The sequence below is a fragment of the Mesorhizobium zhangyense genome (assembly GCF_011045115.1).
GTDB lineage: Bacteria > Pseudomonadota > Alphaproteobacteria > Rhizobiales > Rhizobiaceae > Mesorhizobium_M > Mesorhizobium_M zhangyense.
The window spans coordinates 79,122-105,443 of sequence record NZ_JAAKZG010000008.1; the positions used below are offsets into that span (position 1 = coordinate 79,122).

At 62.8% G+C, this 26,322-nt stretch carries 29 protein-coding genes; 15 read left to right on the forward strand and 14 right to left on the reverse strand.

Annotation, left to right across the window (positions count from 1 at the left end; genetic code table 11):
- Positions 1–3: 3 nt before the first annotated feature.
- Positions 4–1,305 (reverse strand): glucoamylase family protein, encoded by a 1,302-nt coding sequence (locus G6N74_RS19000; RefSeq protein ID WP_312857897.1) that lies wholly within the window; start codon positions 1,303–1,305, stop codon positions 4–6.
- A gap of 279 nt (positions 1,306–1,584) precedes the next feature.
- On the opposite strand from G6N74_RS19000, the gene argB reads away from it, so the two are divergent.
- Positions 1,585–2,484: an acetylglutamate kinase gene (argB, locus tag G6N74_RS19005; protein ID WP_165119525.1), complete on the forward strand. Its 900-nt coding sequence runs from the start codon at positions 1,585–1,587 to the stop codon at positions 2,482–2,484.
- 19 nt (positions 2,485–2,503) lie between these two features.
- Here the strand turns inward: argB and G6N74_RS19010 are convergent, their stop codons facing one another.
- Complete coding sequence (locus tag G6N74_RS19010) at positions 2,504–3,940, reverse strand: GMC oxidoreductase (RefSeq protein WP_165119526.1); 1,437 nt, start codon at positions 3,938–3,940, stop codon at positions 2,504–2,506.
- Positions 3,937–4,095, reverse strand: a complete 159-nt coding sequence (locus G6N74_RS19015; protein ID WP_165119527.1) for a hypothetical protein — start codon at positions 4,093–4,095, stop codon at positions 3,937–3,939. The genes G6N74_RS19010 and G6N74_RS19015 overlap by 4 nt, the downstream gene beginning before the upstream one ends.
- Before the next feature lie 268 nt (positions 4,096–4,363).
- Between G6N74_RS19015 and G6N74_RS19020 the strand changes: the two genes are divergently transcribed.
- On the forward strand, positions 4,364–4,627 hold the full coding sequence (locus G6N74_RS19020; RefSeq protein ID WP_091916359.1) for a DUF982 domain-containing protein: 264 nt from the start codon (positions 4,364–4,366) through the stop codon (positions 4,625–4,627).
- Positions 4,628–4,727: 100 nt separating this feature from the next.
- Here the strand turns inward: G6N74_RS19020 and G6N74_RS19025 are convergent, their stop codons facing one another.
- Both G6N74_RS19025 and G6N74_RS19030 read right to left on the reverse strand, forming a co-directional pair.
- On the reverse strand, positions 4,728–4,940 hold the full coding sequence (locus G6N74_RS19025; RefSeq protein WP_091916361.1) for a hypothetical protein: 213 nt from the start codon (positions 4,938–4,940) through the stop codon (positions 4,728–4,730).
- 69 nt (positions 4,941–5,009) lie between these two features.
- Positions 5,010–5,153, reverse strand: a complete 144-nt coding sequence (locus tag G6N74_RS19030) for a hypothetical protein (RefSeq protein WP_091916363.1) — start codon at positions 5,151–5,153, stop codon at positions 5,010–5,012.
- A 378-nt stretch (positions 5,154–5,531) separates the two neighbouring features.
- Between G6N74_RS19030 and G6N74_RS19035 the strand changes: the two genes are divergently transcribed.
- The 10 genes from G6N74_RS19035 to G6N74_RS19080 all read left to right on the forward strand — a co-directional run bounded on the left by G6N74_RS19035 (position 5,532) and on the right by G6N74_RS19080 (position 14,226).
- Positions 5,532–6,563, forward strand: a complete 1,032-nt coding sequence (locus G6N74_RS19035) for a BMP family protein (RefSeq protein ID WP_165119528.1) — start codon at positions 5,532–5,534, stop codon at positions 6,561–6,563.
- Positions 6,564–6,753: 190 nt separating this feature from the next.
- Complete coding sequence (locus G6N74_RS19040; RefSeq protein ID WP_246245823.1) at positions 6,754–8,259, forward strand: ABC transporter ATP-binding protein; 1,506 nt, start codon at positions 6,754–6,756, stop codon at positions 8,257–8,259.
- Positions 8,260–8,487: 228 nt separating this feature from the next.
- Positions 8,488–9,537 carry an ABC transporter permease gene (locus tag G6N74_RS19045; RefSeq protein WP_165119529.1) on the forward strand — a complete coding sequence of 350 codons (1,050 nt, stop codon included), beginning with the start codon at positions 8,488–8,490 and terminating at the stop codon, positions 9,535–9,537.
- Positions 9,537–10,481, forward strand: coding sequence for an ABC transporter permease (locus G6N74_RS19050; protein WP_165119530.1), 945 nt, complete (start codon positions 9,537–9,539; stop codon positions 10,479–10,481). Before G6N74_RS19045 ends, G6N74_RS19050 begins: the two co-directional genes overlap by 1 nt.
- Positions 10,478–11,770, forward strand: a complete 1,293-nt coding sequence (locus G6N74_RS19055) for an amidohydrolase family protein (protein WP_165119531.1) — start codon at positions 10,478–10,480, stop codon at positions 11,768–11,770. The genes G6N74_RS19050 and G6N74_RS19055 overlap by 4 nt, the downstream gene beginning before the upstream one ends.
- 78 nt (positions 11,771–11,848) lie before the next feature.
- Positions 11,849–12,112 carry a hypothetical protein gene (locus tag G6N74_RS19060; RefSeq protein WP_165119532.1) on the forward strand — a complete coding sequence of 88 codons (264 nt, stop codon included), beginning with the start codon at positions 11,849–11,851 and terminating at the stop codon, positions 12,110–12,112.
- 125 nt (positions 12,113–12,237) lie between these two features.
- Positions 12,238–12,585, forward strand: coding sequence for an ArsR/SmtB family transcription factor (locus G6N74_RS19065; RefSeq protein ID WP_165119533.1), 348 nt, complete (start codon positions 12,238–12,240; stop codon positions 12,583–12,585).
- Entirely contained in the window at positions 12,569–13,051 is a 483-nt protein-coding gene (locus G6N74_RS19070; RefSeq protein ID WP_165119534.1) for an SRPBCC domain-containing protein, read from the forward strand. The genes G6N74_RS19065 and G6N74_RS19070 overlap by 17 nt, the downstream gene beginning before the upstream one ends.
- Positions 13,052–13,063: 12 nt before the next feature.
- Complete coding sequence (locus G6N74_RS19075; RefSeq protein WP_165119535.1) at positions 13,064–13,786, forward strand: DUF899 domain-containing protein; 723 nt, start codon at positions 13,064–13,066, stop codon at positions 13,784–13,786.
- A 14-nt stretch (positions 13,787–13,800) separates the two neighbouring features.
- Positions 13,801–14,226, forward strand: coding sequence for a GFA family protein (locus G6N74_RS19080; protein ID WP_165119536.1), 426 nt, complete (start codon positions 13,801–13,803; stop codon positions 14,224–14,226).
- A gap of 43 nt (positions 14,227–14,269) precedes the next feature.
- Here the strand turns inward: G6N74_RS19080 and G6N74_RS19085 are convergent, their stop codons facing one another.
- The 8 genes from G6N74_RS19085 to G6N74_RS19120 all read right to left on the reverse strand — a co-directional run bounded on the left by G6N74_RS19085 (position 14,270) and on the right by G6N74_RS19120 (position 21,107).
- Positions 14,270–15,253 carry a complex I NDUFA9 subunit family protein gene (locus G6N74_RS19085; protein WP_165119537.1) on the reverse strand — a complete coding sequence of 328 codons (984 nt, stop codon included), beginning with the start codon at positions 15,251–15,253 and terminating at the stop codon, positions 14,270–14,272.
- A 386-nt stretch (positions 15,254–15,639) separates the two neighbouring features.
- Positions 15,640–16,098, reverse strand: coding sequence for a DoxX family protein (locus G6N74_RS19090; protein WP_165119538.1), 459 nt, complete (start codon positions 16,096–16,098; stop codon positions 15,640–15,642).
- A gap of 134 nt (positions 16,099–16,232) precedes the next feature.
- Positions 16,233–16,826: a hypothetical protein gene (locus G6N74_RS19095; protein ID WP_165119539.1), complete on the reverse strand. Its 594-nt coding sequence runs from the start codon at positions 16,824–16,826 to the stop codon at positions 16,233–16,235.
- Positions 16,827–16,880: 54 nt separating this feature from the next.
- On the reverse strand, positions 16,881–17,873 hold the full coding sequence (locus tag G6N74_RS19100) for an Ldh family oxidoreductase (RefSeq protein ID WP_205826752.1): 993 nt from the start codon (positions 17,871–17,873) through the stop codon (positions 16,881–16,883).
- 2 nt (positions 17,874–17,875) lie between these two features.
- Positions 17,876–18,685 carry an ABC transporter permease gene (locus G6N74_RS19105; protein ID WP_165119540.1) on the reverse strand — a complete coding sequence of 270 codons (810 nt, stop codon included), beginning with the start codon at positions 18,683–18,685 and terminating at the stop codon, positions 17,876–17,878.
- A complete protein-coding gene (locus G6N74_RS19110; protein ID WP_205826762.1) occupies positions 18,685–19,350 on the reverse strand; it encodes an ABC transporter permease in 666 nt (221 codons plus the stop codon). Before G6N74_RS19110 ends, G6N74_RS19105 begins: the two co-directional genes overlap by 1 nt.
- A 105-nt stretch (positions 19,351–19,455) precedes the next feature.
- Complete coding sequence (locus G6N74_RS19115) at positions 19,456–20,238, reverse strand: transporter substrate-binding domain-containing protein (RefSeq protein ID WP_165119542.1); 783 nt, start codon at positions 20,236–20,238, stop codon at positions 19,456–19,458.
- Between the two features lie 53 nt (positions 20,239–20,291).
- A complete protein-coding gene (locus G6N74_RS19120) occupies positions 20,292–21,107 on the reverse strand; it encodes an ABC transporter ATP-binding protein (protein WP_165119543.1) in 816 nt (271 codons plus the stop codon).
- A gap of 209 nt (positions 21,108–21,316) precedes the next feature.
- On the opposite strand from G6N74_RS19120, the gene G6N74_RS19125 reads away from it, so the two are divergent.
- From G6N74_RS19125 to G6N74_RS19135, 3 genes are read left to right on the forward strand one after another with little or no spacing between them, the layout of a single operon-like run.
- On the forward strand, positions 21,317–22,189 hold the full coding sequence (locus tag G6N74_RS19125; RefSeq protein ID WP_165119544.1) for a dimethylarginine dimethylaminohydrolase family protein: 873 nt from the start codon (positions 21,317–21,319) through the stop codon (positions 22,187–22,189).
- Positions 22,186–22,833, forward strand: coding sequence for a TetR family transcriptional regulator C-terminal domain-containing protein (locus G6N74_RS19130; protein ID WP_165119545.1), 648 nt, complete (start codon positions 22,186–22,188; stop codon positions 22,831–22,833). The genes G6N74_RS19125 and G6N74_RS19130 overlap by 4 nt, the downstream gene beginning before the upstream one ends.
- Positions 22,830–24,419 carry a 5-guanidino-2-oxopentanoate decarboxylase gene (locus G6N74_RS19135; RefSeq protein ID WP_165119546.1) on the forward strand — a complete coding sequence of 530 codons (1,590 nt, stop codon included), beginning with the start codon at positions 22,830–22,832 and terminating at the stop codon, positions 24,417–24,419. Before G6N74_RS19130 ends, G6N74_RS19135 begins: the two co-directional genes overlap by 4 nt.
- Positions 24,420–24,423: 4 nt before the next feature.
- On the opposite strand, the gene G6N74_RS19140 is transcribed toward G6N74_RS19135, so the two are convergent.
- The gene (locus G6N74_RS19140) at positions 24,424–26,247 is read right to left on the reverse strand and encodes a hypothetical protein (protein WP_165119547.1); all 1,824 of its coding nucleotides are present in this window, start codon (positions 26,245–26,247) and stop codon (positions 24,424–24,426) included.
- Positions 26,248–26,322 lie beyond the last annotated feature (75 nt).

The window sequence follows — 26,322 nt, forward strand, 5'->3', positions numbered from 1 at the left end:
GGTTCATACCCGACAAAGCCATCCGCCCTGGAAACCGCTGGCATCGAGCCCGCGTCTTACGGGTTCGCTCTTGCGCATGAGATCCCAGACCAGTCCGGTCCTGAAATTCTCCACCATCATCACGATAAGCCCCTGATCCAGCCCGACGCTGCGCGGTGATATCCAGCCCTCGGGATGGGTGGTGCGAACGCTCGGGTTGAAACTGTCCGGCAGGCGGCCATGCTTCAGCAAACGAGGATAGTGCGAGAGAATGTGGGCCAGGTTGTCGAAGCCTGCATCGGGCGAAAAAGGAAGACAAGCAAGGCCGGACCATGGGGCAACGGTTCCGTCGTCCGGGCCGGACGGCGCGCCGCGCGCAATATAACCCATCAAGCCCTGCCGCTCGCCATTTCTGAGCACGAGCCGCCGTCTCGGCCCCTCACAGGCGGTCAGCCCCCAGAGGTGTTCGCCATAGCCCGTGAACCTGTTGGGGTTGCGTATCGCATAGTGCCGATGCTCGGCGATCGCCCTGCGGGTGTTCTCGAAATAGTCGATGCCGCGCTGGGCCGAGAACGGGTCTTGAAGGCCGCGAAGATCGATCCAGGCCTGCGGGAAGAGGTGGATGAAAAGCGGCCCCGCATAAAGATATCCGCCGTCCTTCGCATCGAGCCAGTCGCAGCTTTCCAGCCATAGCCGATAGGCATCCTTGTGCAAGGGAAACGTCGGAGAGCCGAGCCCGAGGACAAGGAGCAGCAAGACTTCGCTGTAGCCCTTCCAGCTGAAGCGCAGGAAGCCTCCCTTCGGCTTCCAGCCCAGGCGGACGAATCCGTCCTTTCCCTGTGACCATCGCCAGTCGACGCGGTTGTAGAGGCGCGCGGTACTTGCGCGTATTTCCTCTTCGCGAGGGTCGGAGCCGTCGAAGAAGCTCGCGGCCGTCAGCATGCCGGCAATCAGTATCGCCGTGTCGATGACGGAAAGCTCGCAATTCCAGACCCGTTCGCCCGTCTCCATATGCAGGAAGTGATAATAGAAGCCCTTGTAGCCGGTGGCGTGGACGTGCCGGCTCTGCTCCGATTGCTCGAAGAACCGCAGCGTGGCCAGAATTCTCGTGATGGCCTCGTCTCGCGATATCCAGTTGCGGCTGACGGCGACCGGGTAGCATGAGAGCCCGAAGCCCACCGCCGCAATGCTGCATGGCGAGCCGGGGCTGGTGGCATCGGCGACGAGCCCGTTTGCGGGGTTCGAATATTCGATGAAGTAATCGAATGCGGAGCGCTGGAGCCGATCGAGCAACGCGATATCGATATCCGGCGCGGGTTCCGCCACAGTCGAAGCTGAGCGGATCGGAACGTTCAGCGGCGCCGGGTCATCCTGGCTGGAAGGGTCGGAAAGAGGGGCGTTATCATTTGCATGTCGCATTGCCCAAAGAAACAGGCTTCGGTTTAGGCTTTATTTAAGGCGGGGAGGACGAAGTGCCGTGCACAGCGTCGTGAACATCGGAAACACATCGATGGAACCCCGGCGCAGCTTTCTCGCTTCCGCCGATTGCTCCAAGCGTTCTTTGCCGCTAAGTAACCGCCGATTTCCATCCGACGGGGACATTTCATGACATCGACGGACATTGCCGCAAAGGCTGCCGAGCAGGCGCATCTTCTATCGGCCGCTCTGCCCTATATGCAGCGCTACGAGAACAAGACCGTCGTGGTGAAATATGGCGGTCACGCCATGGGTGATGCCAAGCTCGGCCAGGCCTTCGCCCGCGACATCGCGCTTTTGAAGCAGTCCGGCGTCAACCCGATCGTCGTTCATGGCGGCGGCCCGCAGATCGCGGCGATGCTTGCCAGGATGGGCATCGAATCCAAATTCGAGGGCGGGCTGCGTGTCACCGACGAGAAGACCGTCGAGATCGTCGAGATGGTTCTGGCCGGCTCCATCAACAAGGAGATCGTCGCGCTCATCAACGCCGAGGGCGAATGGGCGATCGGGCTGTGCGGCAAGGACGGCAACATGGTCTTTGCCGAAAAGGCGCACAAGACGGTGAAGGACCCCGACAGCAATATCGAGCGCGTGCTCGATCTCGGCTTCGTCGGTGAACCCGTCGAGGTCGACCGCACGCTGCTCGACCTGCTTGCCCGTTCCGAGATGATCCCGGTGCTGGCGCCGGTGGCTCCGGGCCGCGACGGTCATACCTACAACATCAACGCCGATACTTTTGCCGGCGCCATCGCCGGCGCGCTCGGCGCCTCGCGCCTGCTGTTCCTGACCGACGTGCCCGGCGTTCTCGACAAGGACAAGAACCTCATCGACGAATTGACCGTCGCCCAGGCCAAGGCGCTGATCAAGGACGGCACCATCTCCGGCGGCATGATCCCCAAGGTCGAAACCTGCATCGAAGCCATCGAGCGCGGCGTCGAAGGCGTCGTCATCCTCAATGGCAAGACGCCGCATTCGGTGCTGCTTGAGCTGTTCACCGAGCATGGTGCGGGAACGCTGATCGTTCCTTGATCGAAAGGCCGGCCGCCGGTCAGACGATCTTGTGGCTGAGATGGTCGCCCAACCGGGCGGCCAGGCAGACGATCGTCGTCGTCGGATTGCACTGCCCGGACGTCGCGAACACCGACGAGCCGCCGACATAGAGATTGTCCATGCCGTGGACCTTGCAGTCACCATCGACGATGCCCTTGGCCGGGTCCTCGCTCATGCGGGTGCCGCCCATGTGATGGTGCCCGGCAAGCTCCTGGTCAGTGGGGTAGTCTTCGCCGTTGACCAGCCAGTCGGCAAGCCGCACGCGGCCGAGATTCTTGGCGACCATGGTTTCGCCGAACAGCTTCAACCCTTCCAGAATCGTGCGGCGTTCCATGTCGCGCTTCTTCCAGTTGAGCTCGATGCGCGGCACCCCGGTATGGTCCGTAGCGGTTTTCGACAGGGCGACGTGGTTTGAAAAATCCGGCGCCTGCTCCCAGCCGACATAAAGCTGGGCGGCACAGCGGAGATTGAGACTGAGCTGATAGGCGGCCCATTCGGCGGTGTCGGGTGCGACGCAGGCAAGGTCGGCGATCAGGCGCTTGACGCCGGGATAGGGCATTTCGATCAGCCTGATGCCGAAATTCATGATCTGTTTGCGTTCCATCGCCGCCGGCGTCGGCGAAAAGAACACTTCGTTCGTGCGGTCGACTTCGAACTCGTCGTAATCGGCGAGGATGGCGTTGCCGCCTTCGAACTGCGGATGCTCCATCCAGTAGCGGCCGAGTGCCGTCGCGCTGGGAACAACGCCGCCATTCGAGCGCTCGTTGGACCACAGCAGCAGCCGGGAATTTTCCAGCCCGCCGGTGCAGGGGATGTAGTAGTCGGCCAAGAATTGACCCGCATCCGCGCCATTGGACCAGATATGCGCCCCTGTCACCCGCTTGCCGTCACCGACCAGTTCGCGAACATAGGTATTCAGCACCACGGCAATGTTCTGGCTCTTGTCGAGGTCACCGTAAAACTTCTCGGCGAAGCGTACTGCCGGGCTTTTGATGAACTGCACCCAGCTGATGTCGTCGGAAATCGGCGCGTCCGGGCGGAACTCGACGAGGTCGAGAATGTCGTGCACTTCCTTCAGATAGGGCTCGATATCGGTGCGCCTGATCGGCCAGCCCGTATCGGGCGCCCAGGCCTTGGGCGTAAAATCATGGGCGTCGAGCACCCGGCACCAGCCGGCCCAATGGTTCGAGCAGCCGCCGAGATAACGCAGCCGCGTCACGTCGAGATCGAAATAGGGGTCGCCGACGGTGGTGCCGCGGTAGAAGTCCTGCGACTCCTCCGTCCACTCATTCGAGCCAGCCTCGAAGATCACCACTGGAATGCCGGCAGCGCCGAGCTTGCGGGCAATCGTTATGCCGGCCGGCCCCGAGCCCATGATGCATACCTTGGGCGTGAAGGCGGCCGCGCGAAACGCCTCGTAACTGTCGAAGATCATGCAAGGTCGCTCCGCCGGACGATCCAGCCATTGACCTCGATGATTTCGTCGGGATCGGGTGCTGGAGCGGGAAGTTTGCGGATGAGGGCGAATGCCGGCAAGGCGAGGATTGCCTGGACCAGCGAGCGACGGGAGAGTTTCGCGATGGCGATCATGACCAAGTTCCGGGCGAGGGGCTATGTGTTCGGCAGCGTCCTCGTTACGAATTGGGACGCTGGCTAAATCCTCGCCAGAGACATGCCAATATCAGGCATTCCTTTATGCCGTCTTGCGATCATTACCGGGCGTTTGCGGGAAGGGTTAAGAAACGTTCAACGATTTTCTTCAGCGCGGCCGCATCGAATTTGATGCGCAAAGGACGCTCTACGAGCGCCCGGCCATCTAAGTGCTCGCTTTCGCAAGACCAAAGGCGTAAGAGCAGGGATGCAAAGCGATCGATTTGAAGTTCCGGTTACCGTAAGACAAGGTGCCGCCGGCAACCAACTGATACTGAAAACCACGCGCGAAGCGTCTGATTTTCTTCTCAACAGCTGGCCCGGAAAGAAAAGCCCGAAGCACCGTGCGGCGCTTCAGGCTTGTCATGATGCCCAGGCCGGCGACAAGCCGGTCATGGCAGCCAGGCGGGCCTTCATCGCCGCCGCCCGCGAGGCGGACGTGCTGGTCAGCGACAAGGCGCCTGTGGCTTAAAGCGCGTCGCGATTTTTCAAATTCGCTTCTTGCGCTTTAAGTCTTTGTTTTTACGCATGTCGTTATCGCAAAACCGCTGCACACTTTTGCGCGACATGCTTTAAGCGGTTTTCGGCAGAGCCTTCTTGCGAGGCGCGCGCTTCACCGGGGCTGGGTTGTTTGCCTCCTCGACGCGTGCGGCTTCTTCCTTTTGGAGTCGAAGCACTTTCAGGCGCGCGGTTTTCTTTTCCCGAGCGACCAGTTCCGCACTCATGATCTGGCGTGCGGCGGTGTCGGTCTTGGCGATTTTCTGTTCAGCTGCGTGAAGCTTCATGATCGTACTCCTGACTCGGTCGATGCGAAGCGCTTACCTCGCTAAGTGATTGTATTTCCGGCAGCGCGTCTACTTGGCCTCCGCCTCGTTCGCATCGTCCGGTTTGCGTTCCGTCTTCGCTGCCTTGGCCTTTTCGGCCTTCTCAGCCTTCTTGGCCGCCTTTATCCGATCGCGATCCCTGCGCTCCTGGTCGTAGTTCGGCTTTTTTGCCATGTTCTTCTTGGTCCTTTCCGGGTGTCGTTTCAGGGTCTGCGCCGTTGCATCGGCATTCGCAGAAACTGATGGATATCACGCCGGCGAACATAAGTACCTCTGCAATACCGTTTCAGCGCAAAAGGTAAGGGCTGTACATGACGTACTGCCGAGACTTTTTATGCCGGCGCGGCGAATATTATTAGTGATATAGGCGCGGACGGCGGAAAATCCAAAAATACTGGCCGGTGCGCCCCGGCGCATCGGGATCTTGTTGACCGCGGGTGAAAGGCTTTTCCGAGCGATTGCCGGGTTTCGGAAATTCGAATACCGTTGACCAAATGATAAAAAACGGGCCGGGACTTGGCTTGAGCCCGTAACAGCCAGAGGTGGTCAAAAATGCCTAAAAATGGAATCGTTTTTTCGTCTTTCTCGCGCCGGTCGGTGCTCAAGGCCGCAGGCGCAACTGCAGCCCTTGCCACTGTCGCCGGCCTGCCGACACGTCTTCTTGCAGCTGACCCGATCAAGGTGGCTGCGGTCTACACCGTGCCTGTCGAGCAGCAATGGGTCAGCCGCATCCACAAGGCGGCTAACGCCGCCAAGGAACGTGGCGACATCGAATATGTCTATTCGGAAAACACCTCAAACAACGACTATGAGCGCGTCATGCGCGAATATGCCGAGGCCGGCCACAAGCTGATCCTCGGCGAGGTCTTCGGCGTCGAGGAAGCTGCCCGCAGCGTCGCCAAGGATTATCCTGATGTCGCCTTCCTGATGGGATCGAGCTTCAAGCCGGATGCTGCCTTGCCGAATTTTTCCGTCTTCGACAATTACATCCAGGATGCGTCCTATCTCTCCGGCATCATCGCCGGCGCCATGACCAAGTCGAAGAACATCGGCATGGTCGGCGGCTACCCCATCCCCGAGGTCAACCGGCTGATGAACGCCTTCATGGCCGGCGTGAAGGAAAGCGCCCCCGACACCAAGTTCCAGGTCGCCTTCATTGGCTCGTGGTTCGATCCGCCCAAGGCCAAGGAAACCGCCTTCGCGCAGATCGATGGCGGCGCGGACCTGCTTTATGCCGAGCGCTTTGGCGTGTCGGACGCGGCCAAGGAGAAGAAGGTTCTGGCCGTCGGCAATGTCATCGACACGCAGGCCGATTATCCCGAGACCGTGGTCGCCTCGGCGCTCTGGCATTTCGAGCCGACGCTCGACAAGGCGATCGCCGAGGTTAAGGCCGGCTCCTTCAAGGCCGACGACTACGGCGTCTATTCCTTCATGAAGGCCGGCGGCTGCTCGCTGGCCCCGCTCGGCACGTTCGAAGGCAAGGTGCCGGCCGAGGTGATGGCCAAGGTCGCCGAAAAGGAAAAGGCGATCAAGGACGGGTCGTTTACCGTCGAGGTCAATGACAACGAGCCGAAGTCGAGCTAGCGCAACTATCCCTCCCCCTTGAGGGGAGGGTGGCCCGTGCAGCGGGTCGGGTGGGGTCGTGGCTGAGAAGCTCGACCTTCACTTGAACAAGTCATGCAAAAGAGGACGCCGAGCCCTGCCGCAACAACCCCACCCGGCGGCTTCGCCGCCACCCTCCCCTCAAGGGGGAGGGGAGGCCGCCGCACCCGTCCTGCGCCTGTCCGGCATCACCAAGCGCTTCGGTCCGCTGGTCGCCAACAATGGCATCTCCTTCGACCTTAAGCGCGGTGAGGTCATCGCGCTGCTTGGCGAGAACGGTGCCGGCAAGACGACGCTGATGAACATCCTGTTCGGTCATTACGTGGCCGACGAAGGCACCGTCGAGGTTTTCGGCAAGCAACTGCCTGCCGGCGATCCGCGCGCCGCACTCGATGCCGGCGTCGGCATGGTGCATCAGCATTTTACGCTGGCCGAGAACATGACGGTTCTTGAAAACATCGCGCTCGGCACCCAAAGCGCCTGGAAGCTGCGCCTCGACCGCGCGGCGGCGCGAAAGCGCATATCGAAACTCGCCGGCGATTTCGGCCTCGCGGTGAACCCCGATGCCACCGTGTCAACGCTTTCGGTCGGTGAGCGCCAGCGCGTGGAAATCCTGAAAGCGCTTTACCGCGACGCGCGCATCCTCATCCTCGACGAGCCGACGGCAGTGCTGACGCCGGCCGAGGCCGACGCCCTGTTCCGCACGCTCAAGCTTCTCGTCGCGCAGGGGCTGTCGATCATCTTCATTTCGCACAAGCTGCACGAGGTCATGGCCGTCAGCGACCGCGTGCTGGTGCTGCGGTCCGGCAAACTCGCCGGCGAGCAGGTGACGGCCGAAACCAGCCGTGCGGAGTTAGCATCGCTTATGGTCGGGCAGGAGGTCGCCAGCCCGAAAGTGGCTGAACCGAAGATCGGCGCCGTTGCGCTCGAGTTGAAAAGTGTTTCGGCTGCGGGGCAGGGTTCTTCGCATCGTCTCGACGGCTTGTCGCTGGAGCTTCGTGCCGGCGAGATCACCGGCCTGGCCGGCGTGTCCGGCAACGGGCAGGCGACGCTCGCGGCACTCATCGCCGGCGTGCTGAAACCCGCGTCCGGCGAAGTGGTCGTCCAGGGCGCGTCGATGCGCGACTGGTCGCCGCGCGCGGCCCTTGGCGGAGGCGTCGCTCGCATCCCCGAGGATCGCCACGCCGTCGGTACGATCGGCGATATGAGCGTTACCGAAAATGTCATCGCCGAGCGCTACGCCACCGCGCGCTTCAGCCGGCGCGGTTTCCTGGACTGGAAGGCGGCGAAAAATTTCGCGGAAGAGATCATCCGCGACTACGACGTAAAATGCCCGTCGCCTGACGCGCGCATTCGGCTGCTCTCCGGCGGTAACATGCAGAAGCTCATTCTCGGCCGCGCGCTCGATCCCGATCCGGCTGTCATCCTCGCCAACCAGCCGACGCGCGGGCTCGACGTCGGCGCGGTCGCCTTCGTCCATCGCAGGCTGCTTGAGGCGCGGGAGAGGGGGGCTGCGATCCTGCTGATCTCGGAGGATCTGGAGGAAGTGCTGGCGCTGTCGGACCGCATTCTGGTGATGTCGAAGGGGCGGCTGTCGTCGCCGTCGAGGCGTGGGGAGCGGACGATTCGTGAGTTGGGGGAGTTGATGGCGGGGCATGGCGAAGGGATGGCAGCGTGAGATCACCCGTCCATATGCCGGCGCTCTGTCGCACCCCCCTCTGTCCTGCCGGACATCTCCCCCTCAAGGGGGGAGATCAGCTGTCGTGTCTGCTTTCGCCAACCTTCGATGTTGCAGGAAGAGCGTCGGCATTGGAGATACTGATCTCCCCCCTTGAGGGGGAGATGTCCGGCAGGACAGAGGGGGGTGCTGTCCCGCCAGCATCTCCAAGCGGCGGGAAGCAAATTCATGCGGCTTGAACCCAAACCCGCGCCGTCGCTGGGCGTCACGCTGCTGTTCCCCATCGCGGCGATCGTCGTGACCTTGCTCATCACATCCCTGCTCGTTCTCGCCGCCGGTGCCTCACCTTTCTCGGTGTTCTATCTCGTCGCCAAGGGTGCAGCCGGCTCGCAATTCGCCCTGCTGGAAACGCTGACGCGCGCGACGCCTTTGATCTTCACCGGCCTTGCCGTCGCCGTTGCCTTCCGTGCCAAGCTCTGGAACATCGGTGCCGAAGCGCAGCTCTATATCGGCGGCGTCGTCACCGTGGTCCTCGGCACCGGCGCACTGCCGCTGCCGTCCTATCTGCTCATCCCCATCATCATGATCGCCAGCATGGCTGCCGGCGCGCTTCTGCTGCTTGGCCCGGCGGTGCTGAAAACCCGCTTCGGCGTCGACGAGGTGGTGACGACGCTGCTGCTCAATTTCATCGTGCTTTTGTTCGTCTCGATGCTGCTCGAAGGCGTGCTGAAGGACCCGATGGGCCTTGGCTGGCCGCAATCCTCCAAGGTTATCGCTGAGGCGCAGCTACCGCGCATCATCCAGGGCAAGCGCCTGCACTACGGCTTCGTCATCGCCGTGGTTGCGGCGATCATCGCCTGGATCATCATGAAGAAGACGGTGCTCGGCTACGAGATGCGCGCCGTCGGCCACAATCCGGAAGCGGCATCCTTCGCCGGCATCCCGGTCAACCGCGTGCTGATGAAGACTGCACTTCTGTCCGGCGGGCTGGCGGCCCTTGCCGGCTTTTCGGAAGTGTCGGGGCTGAAAGGCAATCTGACGCTCGACCTGTCTCCCGGCTATGGCTATTCGGGCATTGTCGTCGCCATGCTCGCGATGCTCAACCCGCTCGGCGTCATCGCCTCGGCCATCTTCGTTGCCGGCATCTTTGTCGGCGCCGACGCCATGAGCCGCACCGCCGGCGTGCCGAGCTACATCGCCCAGGTGATGGTCGCGACCGCGCTGCTGACCATGGTCACGGCGATCTTGCTGACGCGGTTCCGGGTGAGGTGGCGGTGATGGAACAGGCGATCGAAATCCTCTTCACCGCCTCCTTCTGGGTTGCCGCAATCCGCATTGCCTCGCCGCTGATCTTCGCCACCATGGGCGAGCTGATCTGCGAGCGCGCCGGGGTGCTCAATCTCGGTATCGAAGGCATCATGACCGTCGGCGCTTTCGCCGGCTGGTTCACCGTCTATTCGGGTGGCGACCTGTGGACTGGCGTTCTTATCGCCGCCCTTGCCGGAGCCATGTTCGGCCTGCTGCATGCCACGCTCACCGTGCCGCTTGGCCTGTCGCAGCATGTCGTCGGCATCGGCATCACGCTGCTGGCGACGAGCCTCACCTATTTCACCTACCGGCTGGCATTGCCGCAGGTGACGACGCCACCGAAGATCGAGCCGTTCCAGCCGCTGCCGATTCCCGGCCTGTCGAAAATCCCGATCCTCGGCGAAGCACTGTTCTCACAGACGCCGCTCACCTATCTGGCCTTCGCAACCGTCGCCATCGTCGCCTGGGTGCTTTACCGCACGCCCATCGGGCTGGCGGTGCGGGCCGCCGGCGAAAACCCGTCGGCGGTGGAGGCGCAAGGCATCAGCGTCACCGGCATCCGCATGGGCGCGGTCATGGTCGGCAGCGCGCTGATGGCTGTCGGCGGGGCGTTCCTCACCATGTCGGCGTTCAATTCGTTCTTCTTCGAGATGATCAACGGCCGCGGCTGGATCTGCATTGCGCTCGTCGTGTTCGGCTCATGGCGGCCGGGCAAGGCGCTGCTCGGCGCGATCCTGTTTGCCGCTTTCGATGCATATCAGGTCCGGCTGCAGCAGATTTCGGGCGGCGTCGTGCCCTATCAGGTTTTCCTGATGATGCCCTATGCGCTGTCCATCCTGGCGCTGATACTGGTGGCGCGCCGCGCTACCTATCCCAAGGCGCTGATGATTCCCTATCAGAAAGGCGAAAGATGAGTTTCGACATTCTTGTCAAAGGCGGCATTCTTCCAAGCGGCGTGGTCGCCGACCTTGGCATCAAGGACGGCAAGATCGCTGCCATCGAACACGAGCTGAACGTCACCGCCGGCACCGCGATCGATGCCTACGGCAATCTGATCTCGCCGCCCTTCGTCGATCCGCATTTCCATATGGACGCGACGCTGTCCTACGGCCTTCCGCGCATCAACGCTTCCGGCACGCTGCTGGAGGGCATCGCGCTGTGGGGCGAGCTCAAGCCGCTGCTGACGCATGAGGCGGTGAAGCAGCGCGCGCTCGATTATTGCGACTGGGCCGTCTCCATGGGCCTGCTAGCCATCCGCACCCATGTCGATACCTGCGACGACCGGCTGCTGGCCGTGGAAGCGCTGCTGGAGGTCAAGAAAGAGGTCGCGCCCTATATCGATCTGCAACTCGTCGCCTTCCCGCAGGACGGCTTTTACCGTTCGCCGACAGCGCGCGAAAACACCATCCGCGCGCTCGACATGGGCGTGGAGGTTGTCGGCGGCATCCCGCATTTCGAGCGCACCATGGCAGACGGTACCCGCTCCGTGACGGAGCTTTGCGAGATCGCGGCCAAGCGCGGCCTGATGGTCGACATGCATTGCGATGAGACCGACGATCCGATGTCTCGCCACATCGAGCAGCTCGCCTATGAAGCGCAGCGGCTCGGATTGCAGGGCAGGGTAAACGGCTCGCATCTCACGTCGATGCATTCGATGGACAATTACTACGTCTCAAAGCTGCTTCCGCTGATCGCCGAGGCTGGCGTCTCGGCCTGCCCGAACCCGCTCATCAACATCGTCATCCAGGGCCGCCACGACACCTATCCCAAGCGCCGCGGCATGACGCGTGTGCCCGAAATGCTGAAGGCCGGCATCAAGGTCGGCTTTGGCCAGGATTGCGTGCTCGACCCGTGGTATCCGCTCGGCACCGCCGACATGCTCGACGTCGCCTTCATGGGCCTGCATGTGGCACAGATGACCAGCCCGGCCGACATGCGCCAGTGCTTCGACATGGTGACGAAGACCAATGCTGAGATCATGGGGCTTAACGACTACGGCATCGAAGTCGGCAAGACCGCGAGCCTCGTCGTGCTCGACGCCGGCAACCCGGTCGAGGCGCTGCGCCTGCGCGCCGAGCGGCTCTGCGTCATCGCCAAGGGCAAGGTGGTTGCTACGCGTGAAAAACGCGAAACGGCACTCTCGCTCGCTGGGCGGCCGGCATCGGTAAACAGGCGGCATAGGACACCTGTGCAGGACCAATGACAGGGCGCGGCTAGCGCTACATTCCGCCGCAATTAAGTCTACAATTCTTCTCCAGTTTATATCCGAGGAGGATTCGTCATGTGGCACAAAATGGTATTGGCGGTGACTCTGGCAGCGCTCGCTGGCGGCTGCACGACCATGACGCCCGAACAGCGGCGGGCGGCGGACGAGGAAAAATGCCGTTCCTACGGTTTCACCAAGCGCAACGATGCCTTTGCGGAATGTCTGCAAAGGCTTGATCTCGATCGCCGGGCAGCACTTCGGCAGAGCAACGACTTCAATGTCTGGCAGCCGCCGGTCGTCATCTATCGCCCGGTGCCCGTGCCGGTGAAGCCCGGCTAAACAATTCCGTTTCGGAGTATCGCCACCTGCCATGTGGCCGGGGGATTGCCCGGCCCTGCTTGACAGAATTTTGTATGCAGTGTACTTAACCTTTAAGTTAATTAAATGATTGGTTTATTCCGGAAATGACCACCGACCGCCTCAGCGCCACTTTTGCAGCCCTCGCCGATCCAACGCGGCGCGCAATCCTTGCACGCTTAGCGCTGGGCGAAACGTCGGTGACGGAGCTTGCCGAGCCTTTCCAGATGAGCCTGCCCGCCGTCTCCAAACACTTGAAGGTGCTGGAACGGGCAGGGCTGATCGCGCGCGGCCGTGAGGCGCAGTGGCGCCCCTGCCGGCTCGAGGCAGCACCTTTGCAGGACATTGCCGGCTGGGTCGAAGAGTACCGCCGGTTCTGGGAGGGCAGCTTCGACCGGCTTGATGCTTATCTGCAGACAATCCAGAAGGGAGAGGGAAATGACACAAGCAACTAGCTTGAAGGAAAAGCCCGGCCACGAGCTTCTCATCACCCGTGTTTTCGATGCGCCCCGCAGCCTGGTTTACCGCGTGTGGACAACACCCGAACACCTTTTCCGCTGGTGGGGTCCGAAGGATTTTACCGCGCCCTCCATCGCCATGGATTTCCGCCCCGGTGGTGCCTATCGCGCAACGATCCGCTCTCCGGAAGGCAACGACCACATTATGGCCGGCATCTACCAGGAAATCGTCGAGGCCGAGCGCATTGTCTTCACCTTCGCCTGGGAGACGGATGGCGAGCGGGGGTTGGAGACGCTGATCACCGTCACCTTCGCCGACCAGGGCGGCAAGACGAAGCTGACCTTCCATCAGGCGCCTTTCGATACCGCAGAGAATCGCGATTCCCACAACGAGGGTTGGGGCCAGTGCCTGGATCGTCTGGCGGCCTATCTGTCGGTCGGCGATCACGCCGGGCTGCTATAGAGGAGGAACACCATGCAAGCTCACCGGACTGTTTCCCGCGAGGAATGGCTCGCGGCGCGCAAGGCCCATCTCGCCCGCGAAAAGGAACTGACACGGCTGCACGACGAAGTTGCAGCCGAGCGTCGCGCGCTGCCCTGGGTCAAGGTGGACAAGGACTATCGCTTCGACACGCCGTCGGGTCAGGTAGCGCTCGCCGATCTGTTCGAAGGGCGCAGCCAGCTCGTCGTCTATCATTTTATGCTGACTCCGGGCTCGGACCACATCTGCGAAGGCTGCGCTTTCGTCTCGGACCATGTCGACGCCGCCCGCCAGCATTTCGAGCACAATGATCTATCGTTCGTTGCGATATCGCGCGTTCCGCTGTCTCGCATCAAAGCGGTGCGCAAGCGCATGGGCTGGAAATTCAGCTGGGTTTCGTCTGCCGGCGGCAGCTTCAACTTCGACTATGGCGTCTCTTTCACCAGGGAGCAGGTCGCCAGCGGCAATGTCGGCTACAACTACGGCACCTCCTCGCTTGTGCACGACGATCTGCACGGCTTGAGCGTCTTTTATCGCGACGGCGACGAGGTGTTTCACTCCTACTCGACCTATGCCCGCGGCGTTGACGTGCTTCTGGGCGCGCACAACTACCTCGACCTGACGCCGAAGGGACGCAACGAGAAGGGCACGATGGATTGGGTGCGGCTTCACGACGAGTATGAAGATCGTCCCGCCGCACAGGCCTGCTGCGCCTGACAAGGAAAAGCCAGATGAAAAAGACTTATCATGGCAGCTGCCATTGCGGCGCTGTCCGCTTTGAATGCGATATCGATCTGGCCGACGGCACGAGCAAGTGCAACTGCTCGATCTGCAGAAAGACGCGCTTCTGGAAGGCCATCGCCACCGACGGCAACTTCCGCCTCGTGCAGGGCGCGGATGCGCTGTCCGACTATACTTTCAGCGACGGATCGAAAAATCCGTCAGGGCAACCCATCCATCATTTCTTCTGCAGCATTTGCGGCGTGAAGACCTTCGGGCGGGGCTCCATGGAGGCGCTTGGCGGAGAGTTTCACGCCGTCAATGTCGCCTGCCTCGACGATGTCACCGACGAGGAACTGGCGGCGGCGCCCGTCGATTATCAGGATGGCCGCGCGGACAATTGGGAGCGCCCGCCAGCGGTAGCAGGCTATCTATAGCCAGTCAGGCCGAAGCAGCGAGATGCTGTTTCGGCCCTGTTCGTTACGACTGAACCTCAGTCTTGCGCGAGAACTGCCCGGCAGCGCGATAGCTCCAGAGATAGGTCGGCAGGATCGAGGCTGTCGATTGCGGTGCGATGCCGAGGCCGGCAAAGCTGCGCGCCTCGTTTTCCGCGTCCGTCGAGACGACGTTGTCATGCTGAAGCAGTATCACCTGGTCGGTGGTCAGCAGCTTGAACTTGCCGGGCAGCGCGCCGAGTATGGAGCCCTGCAGCTTGGCCAGCCACCACGGCATCGGCACGAGGATGCGCTCGCGGTCGACCACGTCCAGCATCTCTTCCATGCACTGCCGGAAGGTCAGCACATTCGGCCCGCCGAGTTCGTAGACCTTGCCGCCCTCGACCTTGCCGTCGACCGAGCGCGCGATGGCTTCGGCGACGTCGCCGACATAGACCGGCTGAAAGCGGGTCTCGGCCCCGATCAGCGGCAGTACCGGCGAAATCCGCGCCATGGCGGCGAAGCGGTTGAAGAAGCCGTCCTCCGGGCCGAACAAGATCGACGGGCGGAAGATAACGGCGTTGCCGACCGTCTCCAGCACTGCCTTTTCGCCGAGCGCCTTGGTGCGCGCGTAGATGGAGGGGGAGGCTGCGTCGGCACCGAGCGCCGACATATGGGTCAGGCCGGCGCCTACGGCGCGCGCAGCTTCAGCTACCGCGCGGGCACCGAATTCCTGGACGGTTGCAAATTTCTGGCGGCCGGATTCGGCAAGGATGCCGACGAGATTGATGACGTGGTCCGATCCCTGCACGGCCCGGTCGATCGACCAGCGCACGCGCAGATTGGCCTGCACCACCTGAATCTGGCCGACATTGCCGAGCGGCTGAAGATGCCCGGCAAGCTCCGGCCGGCGGCAGGCGACGCGCACGCGATAGCCGCGCTTGGCCAGCGCCCGAACCACATGGCGACCGACAAAACCGGACCCGCCGAAAACGGTCACAAGCTTTGGGGTTTGCAGGATTTCGGTCATGGCTGGCTCCGGGCGTGGCTCAGGCGTCGTTAGAGCATCGGACCGAAAAGTGGAATCCGGTTTTCGGAATAATCCGATGCTCATTCAAAGTGCTAGATCGTCCTTTTGTGCGTCCGAATGGACGCACGGCGATCTAGGTGGTGTCTTAGTCCGTTTTGGCGCAAAGGCAAAGAGTGAAGCGCAAGGCTTTTCTGCCGCATCCCAGGATAACAAAAACCCCGCTGGATCGCTCCGGCGGGGTTGGCGAAGATTGCTTGATAATTCGCTCTGCCGAGTCATATGGCGTGGTTTTCGAGAACCGGAGCGGAGCGTACATTTGGTACGTGAGCACCGGAAGCGCAGAAAACTGCGTCAGATGGCCGGCAGAGTAGAATTAGCGAGTGATCTTAGAACTGGCGGCCGATCTTTGCATCCACCGAATGGCGGTTGCCGCCACGGATGAGGAAGAAGAACAGGACCGCCGCCCAGAGGATCGATTTTTCCGCGCCCGAATAACCCTGGCCGAGCGTGATCCAATGGAACCAGACGGTGACGAGCAGGACAAAGGTGGTTGCCGCAGCGACGGGCCGGGTCAGCAGACCGAGCGCCAGCAGGATGCCGCCGAAGAACTCGGTTGCCGACAGAAGCAGCGACCAGAAGGCGCCGGGATAGAAGCCGAGACCCTCGACCATTTCGGCAGCCCCGAACGGGTCGGCGATCTTGCCGGCACCGTGGGTGACCAGCGCAAGGCCGGCAACGACACGCAGCAGCGTCTCGGCACCATCATGCAGGCTGCCATAGAGGCCGCGCAGGGCCGGAATGATCAGTCGGGTGCCGGCGGCGTTGTTCGTCGTCGTATCGGTCAAGTTCGTCTCCTATGTTGCGGTGCACAAACACCTGGACCGTCGATCACGGTCAAATCAACAAGGATTGAGAAATAGTTGATTAAAGGAGTCAAGTTTATTTTTTGGAACTGGCCGCAGACAGCCCCGATGGGCGCCTAATCCCAACCGGGCAGCTTTTTGTCCATCTCGCTGCACAGGCCGGCCTTGACCTTGTCCAGCCGGAAAACTCGGTCTTCGGTGGAGAAATCACGAAACTCGGCAGGCTGGCGCCTGTCATAGGAGTGCCACGCCGCAAGGCTGTCGGGAAAGTAGAGCAGTATGGCCTTGCCGTCCCTCAGATCGATCGGAAAGTCGCCGCCTTCTTCCGCCGAGGAGCCGTCGGCGCTTGTCATGGCGTGGCAATCGAGCCCGCTCGGACCTCTGAAAGCCTCGATCAGCGGCTTGTCCTGGATGTCGAGATTGGCGTGTTCCTGCCAGTCGCAGCCGCCGACGATATAGTGCGTCCCGCCCTTGCCGCTGACGCGGATGCGTATGATCGCATTATTGCCATCGCTGAATTCGCGCAGCGAAAGAAGCACGGCCTGCGTGGCCTGCTTCGGATGCTGCGCCAGATGCGCCTTGTCGTAGACGCGCTCGTAACAGGCGCCGCCCTTGCCCCTGGCGAGCAGATCGGAAAGCGGATCTGCCGAAGCCGGTAACGCCAGCGCGAGCATGAAGGGCACGGCAATTGCTGGAGACAAAATCCTCATGGCGCGCTCCCGCTGCGAACAGGAACGATATGCCTGCAGCGGCCGTTCGGCAAATCAGCCGGCGATGCGATCGTAAAGCGGTTTGGGAACCGAGATGCCGTCGCGCTCGGCCTTCTTGCGGGCGATGCTCTTGGCCGGTCCCGGAATGTGCACGCCATACCCGCTGGAAAGCCGCTCAGTCTGGCTGGCCATGCGCGTCGCAAACGTGGGATCGATAAGCTTCGGCTCGATCGCCAGCACGAACAGGCCGGCTCCCGGGGTCTGCGAGCCCGAAGTGAAAGGCGGTGCATCAAGCGACCAGTTCGCGCCGGAAAGGCCAGCGGCCAGCACCTCGACCATCAGCGCGATGTTTGCGCCGCGCCTGCCGCCATAGGCCAGCAGCGCGCCTTTCACTGCCGCTTTCGCGTCCGTTGTTGGCTTGCCCTCGGCGTCGATCGCCCAGCCCTCGGGAATGCTTTTGCCCTCATGCGCTGCCTTGCGGATGTTGACGAAGGCAGTGGCGCTCGAGGCCTGGTCGATGATCAGCGGCGGGCCGTTTTCGACGGGAGCGGCGAAGGCCAGCGGATTGGTGCAATAGACCGGCTTGGTCGAACCCGAGCCGGCGAGCAGCGCCGGGCCGTTGGTCGCGGCAAGGCCGACCAGCCCTTTCTCCGCCAGCCGCCTGACGAAATAGCCGAGCGCGCCGGCGGTGAAGGCGTTCTTCTGCGAGAAGATCGCCACGCCAAAATCGCGCGCCGTTTTCACCAGATCGTCAAAAGCCGTGTCGAAGCCAAGATGCGCCGAACCGCCCTTGGCATCCGAAGCGATGATCGCGCCGGCCGGTCGGCTGATTTCGGGCAGGGCCTGCCCATCGATTCGTCCCGCCTCCAGCGCCTCGAGATAATCGACGAAGTGAGCAAGACCGACCGACGGCTGCCCCTCCGCTTCGGCATCGACCACAGATCGTGCCAGCGAGGCGGCCGTTTCCGGGCGTGCACCCGCGCGCCGCGCCGCATCCTCGCAAAGGCGCAGCCCCTGTTCGAGGCTGAGTGTGATCGTGTTTTCCATGTTTATCCTACTCGCGTCGGTATGCGTGCTTCGAGCCGGCGGAAAATGAACACGATTATGCCGGTGATGCAAAGATAGATTAGCGCGAGAAGAAGCAGCGGTTCATAGACGATGTAGGTGTCCTGCCGCACGCGCGAGGCCACCGCGTAGATGTCCACGACGGTGATCGTTGCCACCAGCGGCGTTGCCTTGAGCAGCAGGACAGACTCGCCGCCGAGCGTCGGCAGCGCGCGCTGCACCGCCTGCGGAAACCAGATGCGCCGAAAAATCTTCCAGCGCCGCATGCCATAGGCGCGGGCCGCCTCGAGCTGGCCGTGCGGCACGCCGGCGAAAGCCCCGCGCATCACTTCGCCGACGTAACCGCCAGTAGAAAGCGTAAGCGCCAGCACGGCATAGGGCCATGCCTGCCGCAGATAGGGCCACAACCACGACTGGCGGATTGCCGGAAACTGCGGAAACAACGACCCCAGCCCGTAATAGAGCAGCCAGAGCTGTAGAAGCAGCGGCGTGCCCCGTATGACGGTGCAGAAGGCATTGGCGGGCCAGGCCAGCCACCACGGGCCGACCGCCTGGGCGAGGCCGAGCGGAACGGCTAGCAGGAAGCCGAGCACCGCCGTGACCAGCATGATCCAGATCGTGCGCCAGATGCCCTGCAAAGCGAGATCGTAGTAGTTGGGAATCCAGTCCCAGCGCATGAAATAGACGGCAGAGCCGAACAGGGCGATCCCAATCGCGATCAGGCCGATGCGGTGCGGCTGGAGCCAGCCGAGCGCGCGCTGCGTTCGCGTCGTGTTGACGAGATCGATCGACATCAGCGCCCCTCCGCGATCGAGGGCATGCCGCGCCGCGACCATCGCTCTATGCGCGCGATGATGACGTTGGAAAACAGCGTCAGCAGAAGATAGAGCCCGCCCGCTGCGAGGAAGAAGGTGAAATAGGCCTTGGTCGTGCCTGCCGCCTGCCGCGTTTCCAGCGTCAGTTCGTTGAAGCCGACGACGGCCAGAAGGGCGGTGTCCTTGGTGGCGATCAGCCATAGATTGGCGAGGCCCGGAATGGCGAAGGGCAGCATGGCCGGCATGGTGATGCGCCGCATCAAAAGGCCGGGCGACATGCCATAGGCGCGCGCCGCCTCGATCTGGCCTTGCGGCACGGAAAGGATCGCCCCGCGCAGCACTTCGGTGGCATAGGCGCCCTGCACGAAGCCCAGAACGGCGATGCCGGCAACCAGTCCATTGATGTCGATGCGGGTATAGCCGAGCCCTTCCAGCGCGCGGTTAATGAGGTCGGCGCCGGCGTAATAGAGCAGCAGGATCAGCACCAGTTCCGGCACCGCGCGCACGACGGTCGTGTAGACTTCCATCAGGTCGCGAACGATCGGCCCGCCATAGAGCTTGCCATAGGCGCCTGCCGTGCCGATCAGCAGGCCGAGCCCGAAAGCACCCAGCGCGATCTGGACTGAGTTGGCCAGACCGCGCAGCAGGTTGCCGCCCCAGCCCGGAGGGGCTGGGGACAGGAGTTCGATCGCTCCAAGCTGGAGAAGCGGGGAGAAGATGTGGTCGAGGCTCACGGCCTGATCAAACGCTTACTCGCCGTAGATGTTGAAATCGAAGTATTTCTTCGCAATCTCGTCATACTTGCCGTTGGCGCGGATGCCCTTGATCGCGGCGTTGATCTTTTCCTTCAACTCGGTGTCTTCCTTGCGCAGGCCGACGCCGACGCCCGGTCCGAGCACTTCGAGGTCGTCTGCCACCGTGCCCTTCATGTCGCAGCATCCCTTTCCCTGGTCGGTTTTCAGGAAGTCATTCAGCGCGATGGAATCGGCCTGCACCGCGTCGATGCGGCCGGCTGCGAGGTCGGCATTGGCCTCGTCCTGCGTCTGATAGATCTTGATCTCGGCAGCCGTCGGGCCGAAGTGTTTCTTGGCGTAGACCTCGTGCACGGTCGACACCTGCACGCCGATGATCTTGCCTTTCAGCCCCTCGGGCGAGGCGTCGAATGTCTCGCTCTTCGGGCCGATGATGCCGGTCGGTGTGTTGTAGTATTTGTCGGAGAAGGCGATCGTCTTTTCGCGCTCGGCGGTGATCGACATGGAAGCGGCGATCATGTCGATCTTCTTGGTCGTCAGCGCCGGAATGATGCCGTCCCAGGATATCGGCGTGATCACGCATTCGAGCTTGGCTTCGGCACACAGCGCCTCGGCGACCTGGACTTCCCAGCCATCCCATTTGCCGGAGGCATCAGGCGAGGCGAAGGGCGGATAGGGCTCGGCGGCGATGCCCACCTTCAGCGGTTCGGCGTTAGCCGTCACCGCGCCGGACAGGCCGAGCGCCAGAACGGCGACTGCCAGTTTGAGACTTTTGATCATCTGAGACTCCCATTTTTCGTTGAGCTGAGTGTTCCCTTTGTTCCATTCCGCCTTCAGCCAATGTTGCGGATGAATTGTTTGAGCCGTTCGGATTTGGGCGCGCCGAAAATCTGTTCCGGCGGGCCTTCCTCCTCGACCAGTCCGTTGTAGAGGTAGATGACGTGGCTCGCGACTTCGCGGGCGAACTTCATCTCGTGGGTGACGAGGATCATGGTGCGCCCCTCATGCGCCAGGTCGCCGATCACGCGCAGCACTTCGCCCACCAGTTCGGGATCGAGCGCCGAAGTCGGCTCGTCGAACAGCATCACGCGCGGCTGGATGGCGAGCGCGCGGGCAATAGCACCACGCTGCTGCTGTCCGCCCGACAGGAAGGCCGGATAGACATCGCGTTTCTCGGCAAGGCCGACGCGCGCCAGCAGCTTTTCGGCAGTGGCGATCGCTTCCTCGCGCTTGACGCCGAGCACATGCACCGGAACCTCGATGACATTCTCGATCAGCGTCATGTGGCTCCACAGGTTGAAGCTCTGGAACACCATGCCGAGCTTGGAGCGGATGCGCTCGATCTGGCGACGGTCTGCCGGCACGGTGTTGCCGTGGCTGTCGGCCTTGAGGCGGATTTCCTCGCCATTGACGCGGATGATGCCGCTGGTCGGGTTTTCCAGGCAGTTGATGCAGCGCAACAGCGTCGACTTGCCCGAGCCGCTGCCGCCGATGATGGCCACGACATCGCCGTCGCGCGCCGACATCGACACGCCTTTCAGGACGTGAAGCTGGCCGAATTTCTTGTGCAGGTTTTCGATGTGGATGGCTTCGGCGGCGCTGTCCGGCGCCGTCTTCCGCGTCGCGAGAGGTGCGCCGGCAGCGCTCATCCACGACCCTCGGGGGGACGTTTCACCCTCGCTCGCAAGCTTGCCCCACAACCCGTCATCGCGTCACGCAACCATGTTCCACGCCAGCATGGACCCGATCGAGCAGGCCCGTCAATCCCGCCCATTACGGCACTTGCGGCCTTGTTATGCAAGTGTATAAATACTCCAACGCCAGTCCAATTGTCATTTTTCAGCGCAAAGAGGCCTTCGTGAACGCTTACGGCTCTCAGTCCATGGCGGCGCCGCTCCGGCGCGTGTTGATGCGATCCGCTGCCAATGCGATGCGCGGCGCAGAGCGCGCTGCGTGGCATTACGGCCCGGGTTTCGACCCGGCAAAGGCTGCGATCCAGCATGCCGCCCTTGCCGATCTGGTGGCCGCTTCGGGCGCTGCCGTCGAATGGATCGAGGATCGCGAGGATGGCCTGTCAGACTCGGTCTTCACTCACGACCCGTCGCTGATGAGCGACCATGGCGCGATCATCCTTTCCATGGGCAAGGCGCTGCGCAACGCCGAGCCGACGCTGCATGAGCAGACATACACGCGTCTCGGCATTCCGATCCTCGGCCGCATCGAGGCGCCGGGTCAGGTCGAGGGCGGCGATTGCGTCTGGGTCGATGCGAAGACGCTCGCCGTCGGCAGAGGCGTTCGCACCAACCAGGCCGGCATCCAGCAGCTTGCCAACATGCTGTCGCCGCACGGCGTCGAGGTCTATGGCTATGACCTGCCGCTCTGGCACGGCGAGGAAGCCTGCCTGCATCTGATGTCGGTCATCAGCCCGCTGGCCGACGATCTGGCGCTGGTCTATGCGCCGCTTCTGCCGGCAGCTTTTTATCAGTTGCTGAAGGCGCGCGGCATCACGCTCGTTCAAGGCGATGCCGACGAGTTTCATGCCTCGAACGGGCTGAGCCTCAACGTGCTGCCGACCAGCCCGCGCGAGGTGATCGCGGTCGCAGGTTTCCCGAAGACCAAGGCTGCGATGGAAGCTGCCGGCTGCACGGTGAAAACCTTCGAGGCCGATGCGCTATGCATTGCCTGCGAAGGCGGGCCGACCTGCCTGACGCGCCCGATCCTGCGCCAATGAACACGCCCGGGCGTCGCAAGTTTCGCCGCGAGGGCGAGGAGCGGCGGCGTCAGGACCTGATCGAGGCGACGCTGGATTGCGTTGCCGAGCGCGGCCTGCAAGGGGCAACGGTGCGCGCCATCGCCTTGCGTGCCGGCGTGACTGGCGGGCTTATCCGCCACTATTTCCCGGGCAAGGAAGAACTGTTGCAGGCCGCCTATGCGACCATCGTCGGGCGCATGACCGAGCAGGCCAAGGCGGCCCTCAGCCTTGAAGGCGCGGGGCCGAGGCGCAGGCTTGCAGCTTTCGTCGAGGCCAATCTCGCGCCGCCGGTGGTCGATGCGCGGGTCTTTTCGCTCTGGGCCGGCTTCATCGGCCGGGCGGTCTCCGATCCGGCGCTTTCGATAGCCCATCGCGAAGGCTATCTTGGCTTTCGCAACGAGGTGGAGGCGCTGGTGGCGGAGGTCCTCAAGGCTGCGGGTCGCAATGCTGAAGCCAGCGCGTTGCGGCGTCACGCCATCGCCATCAACGGCTTGATCGACGGCTTGTGGATCGAGGGTTGCCTGGCTGCCGACATGTTCGAGAGCGGTGAACTGGCCGAAATCGGCATCACGACGGTCGAGGCGCTGCTCGGCCTGGATTTGCGGGGAGGAGAAGCGGCATGACGACCGTAGGAGAGGCGCTGATTTCACTGCTTGAGGCGCATGGCGTCGACACTGTCTTTGGCATTCCGGGCGTGCACACGGTCGAGCTTTACCGCGGACTTGCCGGTTCGAAGATACGCCACATCACGCCGCGCCACGAACAAGGCGCAGGCTTCATGGCCGATGGCTATGCCCGCGTCACCGGCAGGCCGGGCGTCGCCTTCGTCATCACCGGGCCGGGGTTGACCAACACCATCACCGCAATGGGGCAGGCACGGGCGGACTCCATCCCCATGCTGGTCATCTCCGGCGTCAACGCGACGCCGACGCTCGGCAAGGGCCTCGGTTATCTCCACGAAATGCCGGACCAGCGCGGCATGATGGAAAGGCTGGCGCTGTTTTCGCATAGGATTACCGATGCCGGCGAACTGCCGGGCGTTCTGGCGCGCGCCTTCGAACTGTTCGCGACCAGCCGACCCGGCCCGGTTCACATCGAGATTCCGACCAATGTGATGGCGCTGCCGGCCGGCAGCCTTTCGGCTGGCTCCGCCAATACCACTGCGCCGCGGGCCGAGATGAGCGCGATGGTGGAGGCGGCCAATTTGGCCATCATCGCGAAGCGTCCGCTGATCCTCGCCGGCGGCGGCGCAAAGGCGGCCGGAACGCCGCTCCAGAAACTGGCCGAGTTGCTCGACGCGCCGGTCGTCACCACGGCCAATGCGCGCGGGCTGCTGCACAAGCATCCACTCGGCGTGCCGGCAAGCCCGAGCCTGAAAGCCGTCCGCGCGCTGATGGCGGATGCCGATCTCGTCATCGCCGTCGGCACCGAGTTCGGTCCGACCGACTACGACATGTATGGCGATGAGGGCTTTTTGCTTCCCGCCAATCTGATCCGCATCGATATCGACGAAGCGCAGCTTGGCCGTCGCCCTGCGACGATCGACATAAGGGCTGACAGCGCCCTGGCGTTGGAAGCGCTCGCCGGTCTCATCGAGGCTGACAGGCGCAACGACCGCGACAGGGCATCCGGCGCTGCCCGTGCCGCTGAAGCGCGTGACGCCGCATGGCAGGAGATAGGCGCGGATATGCGCGCGCAGGTCGAGGTGGTGGAAACCATTCGCGATGCGCTTCCGGGCTCGATCATCGTCGGCGATTCCACCCAGCCGGTCTATGCCGCGAACCTCTACTATGACCATGACCGCCCCGCCGGCTGGTTCAACGCGGCAACCGGCTTCGGCGCGCTGGGCTATGGCCCGCCGGCGGCGATCGGCGCTGCACTCGCCCTGCCGGACGTGCCGGTCGTCTGCCTGTCGGGCGACGGCGGCTTCCAGTTCACGCTGTCGGAACTGGGCGCCGCACTCGATGCAAACGCCGCGGTGATCTTCGTCATCTGGAACAATCGCGGCTACCGCGAAATCGAAACCTCGATGCGCGATGTCGGCGTCGAGCCGGTCGGCGTGTCGCCCGCACCGCCGGATTTTTGTCGCGTCGCCGAAGCCTATGGCATCGCCGCCGAACGGCTCGATGATCTGTCCGATCTCGCTGCCGCGCTAAAGCTGGCACGAGCGACGAAAAAGCCCTATCTGATCGAAATCACGGTGGCCTGATCCGCTATCGTGCAACCGAGAGGGTCGGGCAGGCGGGCTGGCTGCCATCCGTGCCGACGTAGCGATAGATGCGCAGCGGCGAAGATGGGTCCGTTGCGCATTCGCTCAGCCATTCCGGCGGGCGTCCCTCGATCAGTGCCGACGCGAAAGAATAGCCGTTCTCCAGCCATGCAAGCGGTTTGCCGCGCCAGGCGCAGACGGCGACATGCGTGGCTTGCGCCTCATCGACAATCGCTCGCGGATTCTCGGTTTGCGGATCGAGAAAGCGGTAGGCACGCTCGATGCCGTGGCCGGCATTGTGGAAGGGTATGGCGACGATCGAAAGCTTCGGGTCCGGCGAAAGCAGGTGTATTCCAACGAGCGGAGACGAGAGGACGCGCGACCCTGCCGGCCAGTCGAATTTCGGGGTTGTGACGAGGTCGCAGCTATCGGCCAGTTGCCCCGCCGGCGCATTCGGTTCGGCTGGTTTTACCGCCAGATGGAACAGCAGCAGGGCCAGGGACAAAACCAGCCCCGGCGCCAGCAGGAGATATTTCTGGGACGGTGCGGCGTAGTTCCGCACCGTCATATAGGTCTCTATTTTCAGGCGCATCGGGAAGAAGGCAGCAAAGACCAGCGGCAGGCCCAGGCCGGCAAACAGCGGGACGTAGCGGAAATAGCGAAACCAGACGACCGACTGGACAACGGCCAGCACGGAAAACAGCGCGAGAATGATCAGCGAACGGTCGCGCACCTTTCCCACCCCGACAATCATGGCTGGAGCCAGCGCGCCGATGAAGAAAATGAGTATGCTGGCAATGCCGCTGGAGAGGACGAAATTGCGTCGCGTCAGCAGCGATTTTTCCTGCCCGATCCAGTTAAGCCAGTTGTCGCGGGCATAGTCGCTGAGCACCGCATAGGGGCCGTTGACGCATTGCGGAAACAGCCCGATCGTCACAACGAGGCTCGCTCCGGCAAGGCCCACCAGCAGCCCCGCTCGAAGCATCCATCCGCCGCGCTCCCTTAGCAACAGCGGCAGGGCGATGAACGTACCGCCGGCGCAGGCCAGAGCAAGCAGATGGGGGGCGGAGTAGCTGTCGCAGCGCGCGACGGCATAGGTTCCGAAAGGAACGATTGCGAGGAAAAGAACGACGGCGCCCGCGCTCAGCGTCGCGCCGAACGATGCCAGACGCATCGCGCCGTCACGCGCCGAAAAGATGAAGTCGAATGCATAGACGGCCATTACCAGCGCGAAGAAGGCCGCGAATTCCGTGCTTATCGCCAGTGCCAGCGCCGCTATCGCGCCGTTGGCTGCGGCGGCACCGCGGCGCTCCGACATCAGCAGCGCGACCGCCGCCAGAAGCAGAAGCATCTCCAGATTGTGGTAGTCGATGCGGCCCGGTTCGAATTCGAAAAAGCTGCGAACGGCAAAGAGGATGGCCAACGGTAGGGCTGCGGCGGGGGTCTGGAAGCCGATGGCGGCCAGTATGCGATAGAAGAAGTGCAGCGCCGGCAGGAGCATCAGGAGGGGAACCGCGAAGCTCGCGACCGACAATGCCGGCTCCAGGCCGATGAAAGGCCTCAGCAGCCAGGTGACCAGCGCATAGGGCAGGTCGACGATCCACGGCCAGTGGGTGACGAACGGCTCGGGCTGGAGAATATTCGGAAGCGTTCTGTCGTAGATGTTTCCCGTTTCGACGAGGAAGCGGATTTCATGCAGCTTCAGAAGGTCGTCGACATCGCCATTCAGGTTGGCGCCCATCCACCACAGAAACGTGCACAGCAGCGCCAGCACGATCCAGGTGCAGACCACCGGATACTGGGCGTAGCCGGTACGCAGCCAGCTCATTTGCAGGCCGGAATCTCGATCGGAATTCTGAACCGTCACGCGAAGCCCCCCGCTTCACCGCATAGTCATGGCGCA

Excerpts from the sequence above, each read along its gene's own strand:
- argB (WP_165119525.1), top strand. The coding sequence starts at position 1,585 with ATGACATCGACGGACATTGCCGCAAAGGCTGCCGAGCAGGCGCATCTT.
- G6N74_RS19010 (WP_165119526.1), bottom strand. The coding sequence starts at position 3,940 with ATGATCTTCGACAGTTACGAGGCGTTTCGCGCGGCCGCCTTCACGCCC.
- G6N74_RS19015 (WP_165119527.1), bottom strand. The coding sequence starts at position 4,095 with ATGATCGCCATCGCGAAACTCTCCCGTCGCTCGCTGGTCCAGGCAATC.
- G6N74_RS19020 (WP_091916359.1), top strand. The coding sequence starts at position 4,364 with ATGCAAAGCGATCGATTTGAAGTTCCGGTTACCGTAAGACAAGGTGCC.
- G6N74_RS19025 (WP_091916361.1), bottom strand. The coding sequence starts at position 4,940 with ATGAAGCTTCACGCAGCTGAACAGAAAATCGCCAAGACCGACACCGCC.
- G6N74_RS19030 (WP_091916363.1), bottom strand. The coding sequence starts at position 5,153 with ATGGCAAAAAAGCCGAACTACGACCAGGAGCGCAGGGATCGCGATCGG.
- G6N74_RS19035 (WP_165119528.1), top strand. The coding sequence starts at position 5,532 with ATGCCTAAAAATGGAATCGTTTTTTCGTCTTTCTCGCGCCGGTCGGTG.
- G6N74_RS19045 (WP_165119529.1), top strand. The coding sequence starts at position 8,488 with ATGCGGCTTGAACCCAAACCCGCGCCGTCGCTGGGCGTCACGCTGCTG.
- G6N74_RS19050 (WP_165119530.1), top strand. The coding sequence starts at position 9,537 with ATGGAACAGGCGATCGAAATCCTCTTCACCGCCTCCTTCTGGGTTGCC.
- G6N74_RS19055 (WP_165119531.1), top strand. The coding sequence starts at position 10,478 with ATGAGTTTCGACATTCTTGTCAAAGGCGGCATTCTTCCAAGCGGCGTG.
- G6N74_RS19060 (WP_165119532.1), top strand. The coding sequence starts at position 11,849 with ATGTGGCACAAAATGGTATTGGCGGTGACTCTGGCAGCGCTCGCTGGC.
- G6N74_RS19065 (WP_165119533.1), top strand. The coding sequence starts at position 12,238 with ATGACCACCGACCGCCTCAGCGCCACTTTTGCAGCCCTCGCCGATCCA.
- G6N74_RS19070 (WP_165119534.1), top strand. The coding sequence starts at position 12,569 with ATGACACAAGCAACTAGCTTGAAGGAAAAGCCCGGCCACGAGCTTCTC.
- G6N74_RS19075 (WP_165119535.1), top strand. The coding sequence starts at position 13,064 with ATGCAAGCTCACCGGACTGTTTCCCGCGAGGAATGGCTCGCGGCGCGC.
- G6N74_RS19080 (WP_165119536.1), top strand. The coding sequence starts at position 13,801 with ATGAAAAAGACTTATCATGGCAGCTGCCATTGCGGCGCTGTCCGCTTT.
- G6N74_RS19085 (WP_165119537.1), bottom strand. The coding sequence starts at position 15,253 with ATGACCGAAATCCTGCAAACCCCAAAGCTTGTGACCGTTTTCGGCGGG.
- G6N74_RS19095 (WP_165119539.1), bottom strand. The coding sequence starts at position 16,826 with ATGAGGATTTTGTCTCCAGCAATTGCCGTGCCCTTCATGCTCGCGCTG.
- G6N74_RS19100 (WP_205826752.1), bottom strand. The coding sequence starts at position 17,873 with ATGGAAAACACGATCACACTCAGCCTCGAACAGGGGCTGCGCCTTTGC.
- G6N74_RS19105 (WP_165119540.1), bottom strand. The coding sequence starts at position 18,685 with ATGTCGATCGATCTCGTCAACACGACGCGAACGCAGCGCGCGCTCGGC.
- G6N74_RS19115 (WP_165119542.1), bottom strand. The coding sequence starts at position 20,238 with ATGATCAAAAGTCTCAAACTGGCAGTCGCCGTTCTGGCGCTCGGCCTG.
- G6N74_RS19120 (WP_165119543.1), bottom strand. The coding sequence starts at position 21,107 with ATGAGCGCTGCCGGCGCACCTCTCGCGACGCGGAAGACGGCGCCGGAC.
- G6N74_RS19130 (WP_165119545.1), top strand. The coding sequence starts at position 22,186 with ATGAACACGCCCGGGCGTCGCAAGTTTCGCCGCGAGGGCGAGGAGCGG.
- G6N74_RS19135 (WP_165119546.1), top strand. The coding sequence starts at position 22,830 with ATGACGACCGTAGGAGAGGCGCTGATTTCACTGCTTGAGGCGCATGGC.
- G6N74_RS19140 (WP_165119547.1), bottom strand. The coding sequence starts at position 26,247 with ATGAGCTGGCTGCGTACCGGCTACGCCCAGTATCCGGTGGTCTGCACC.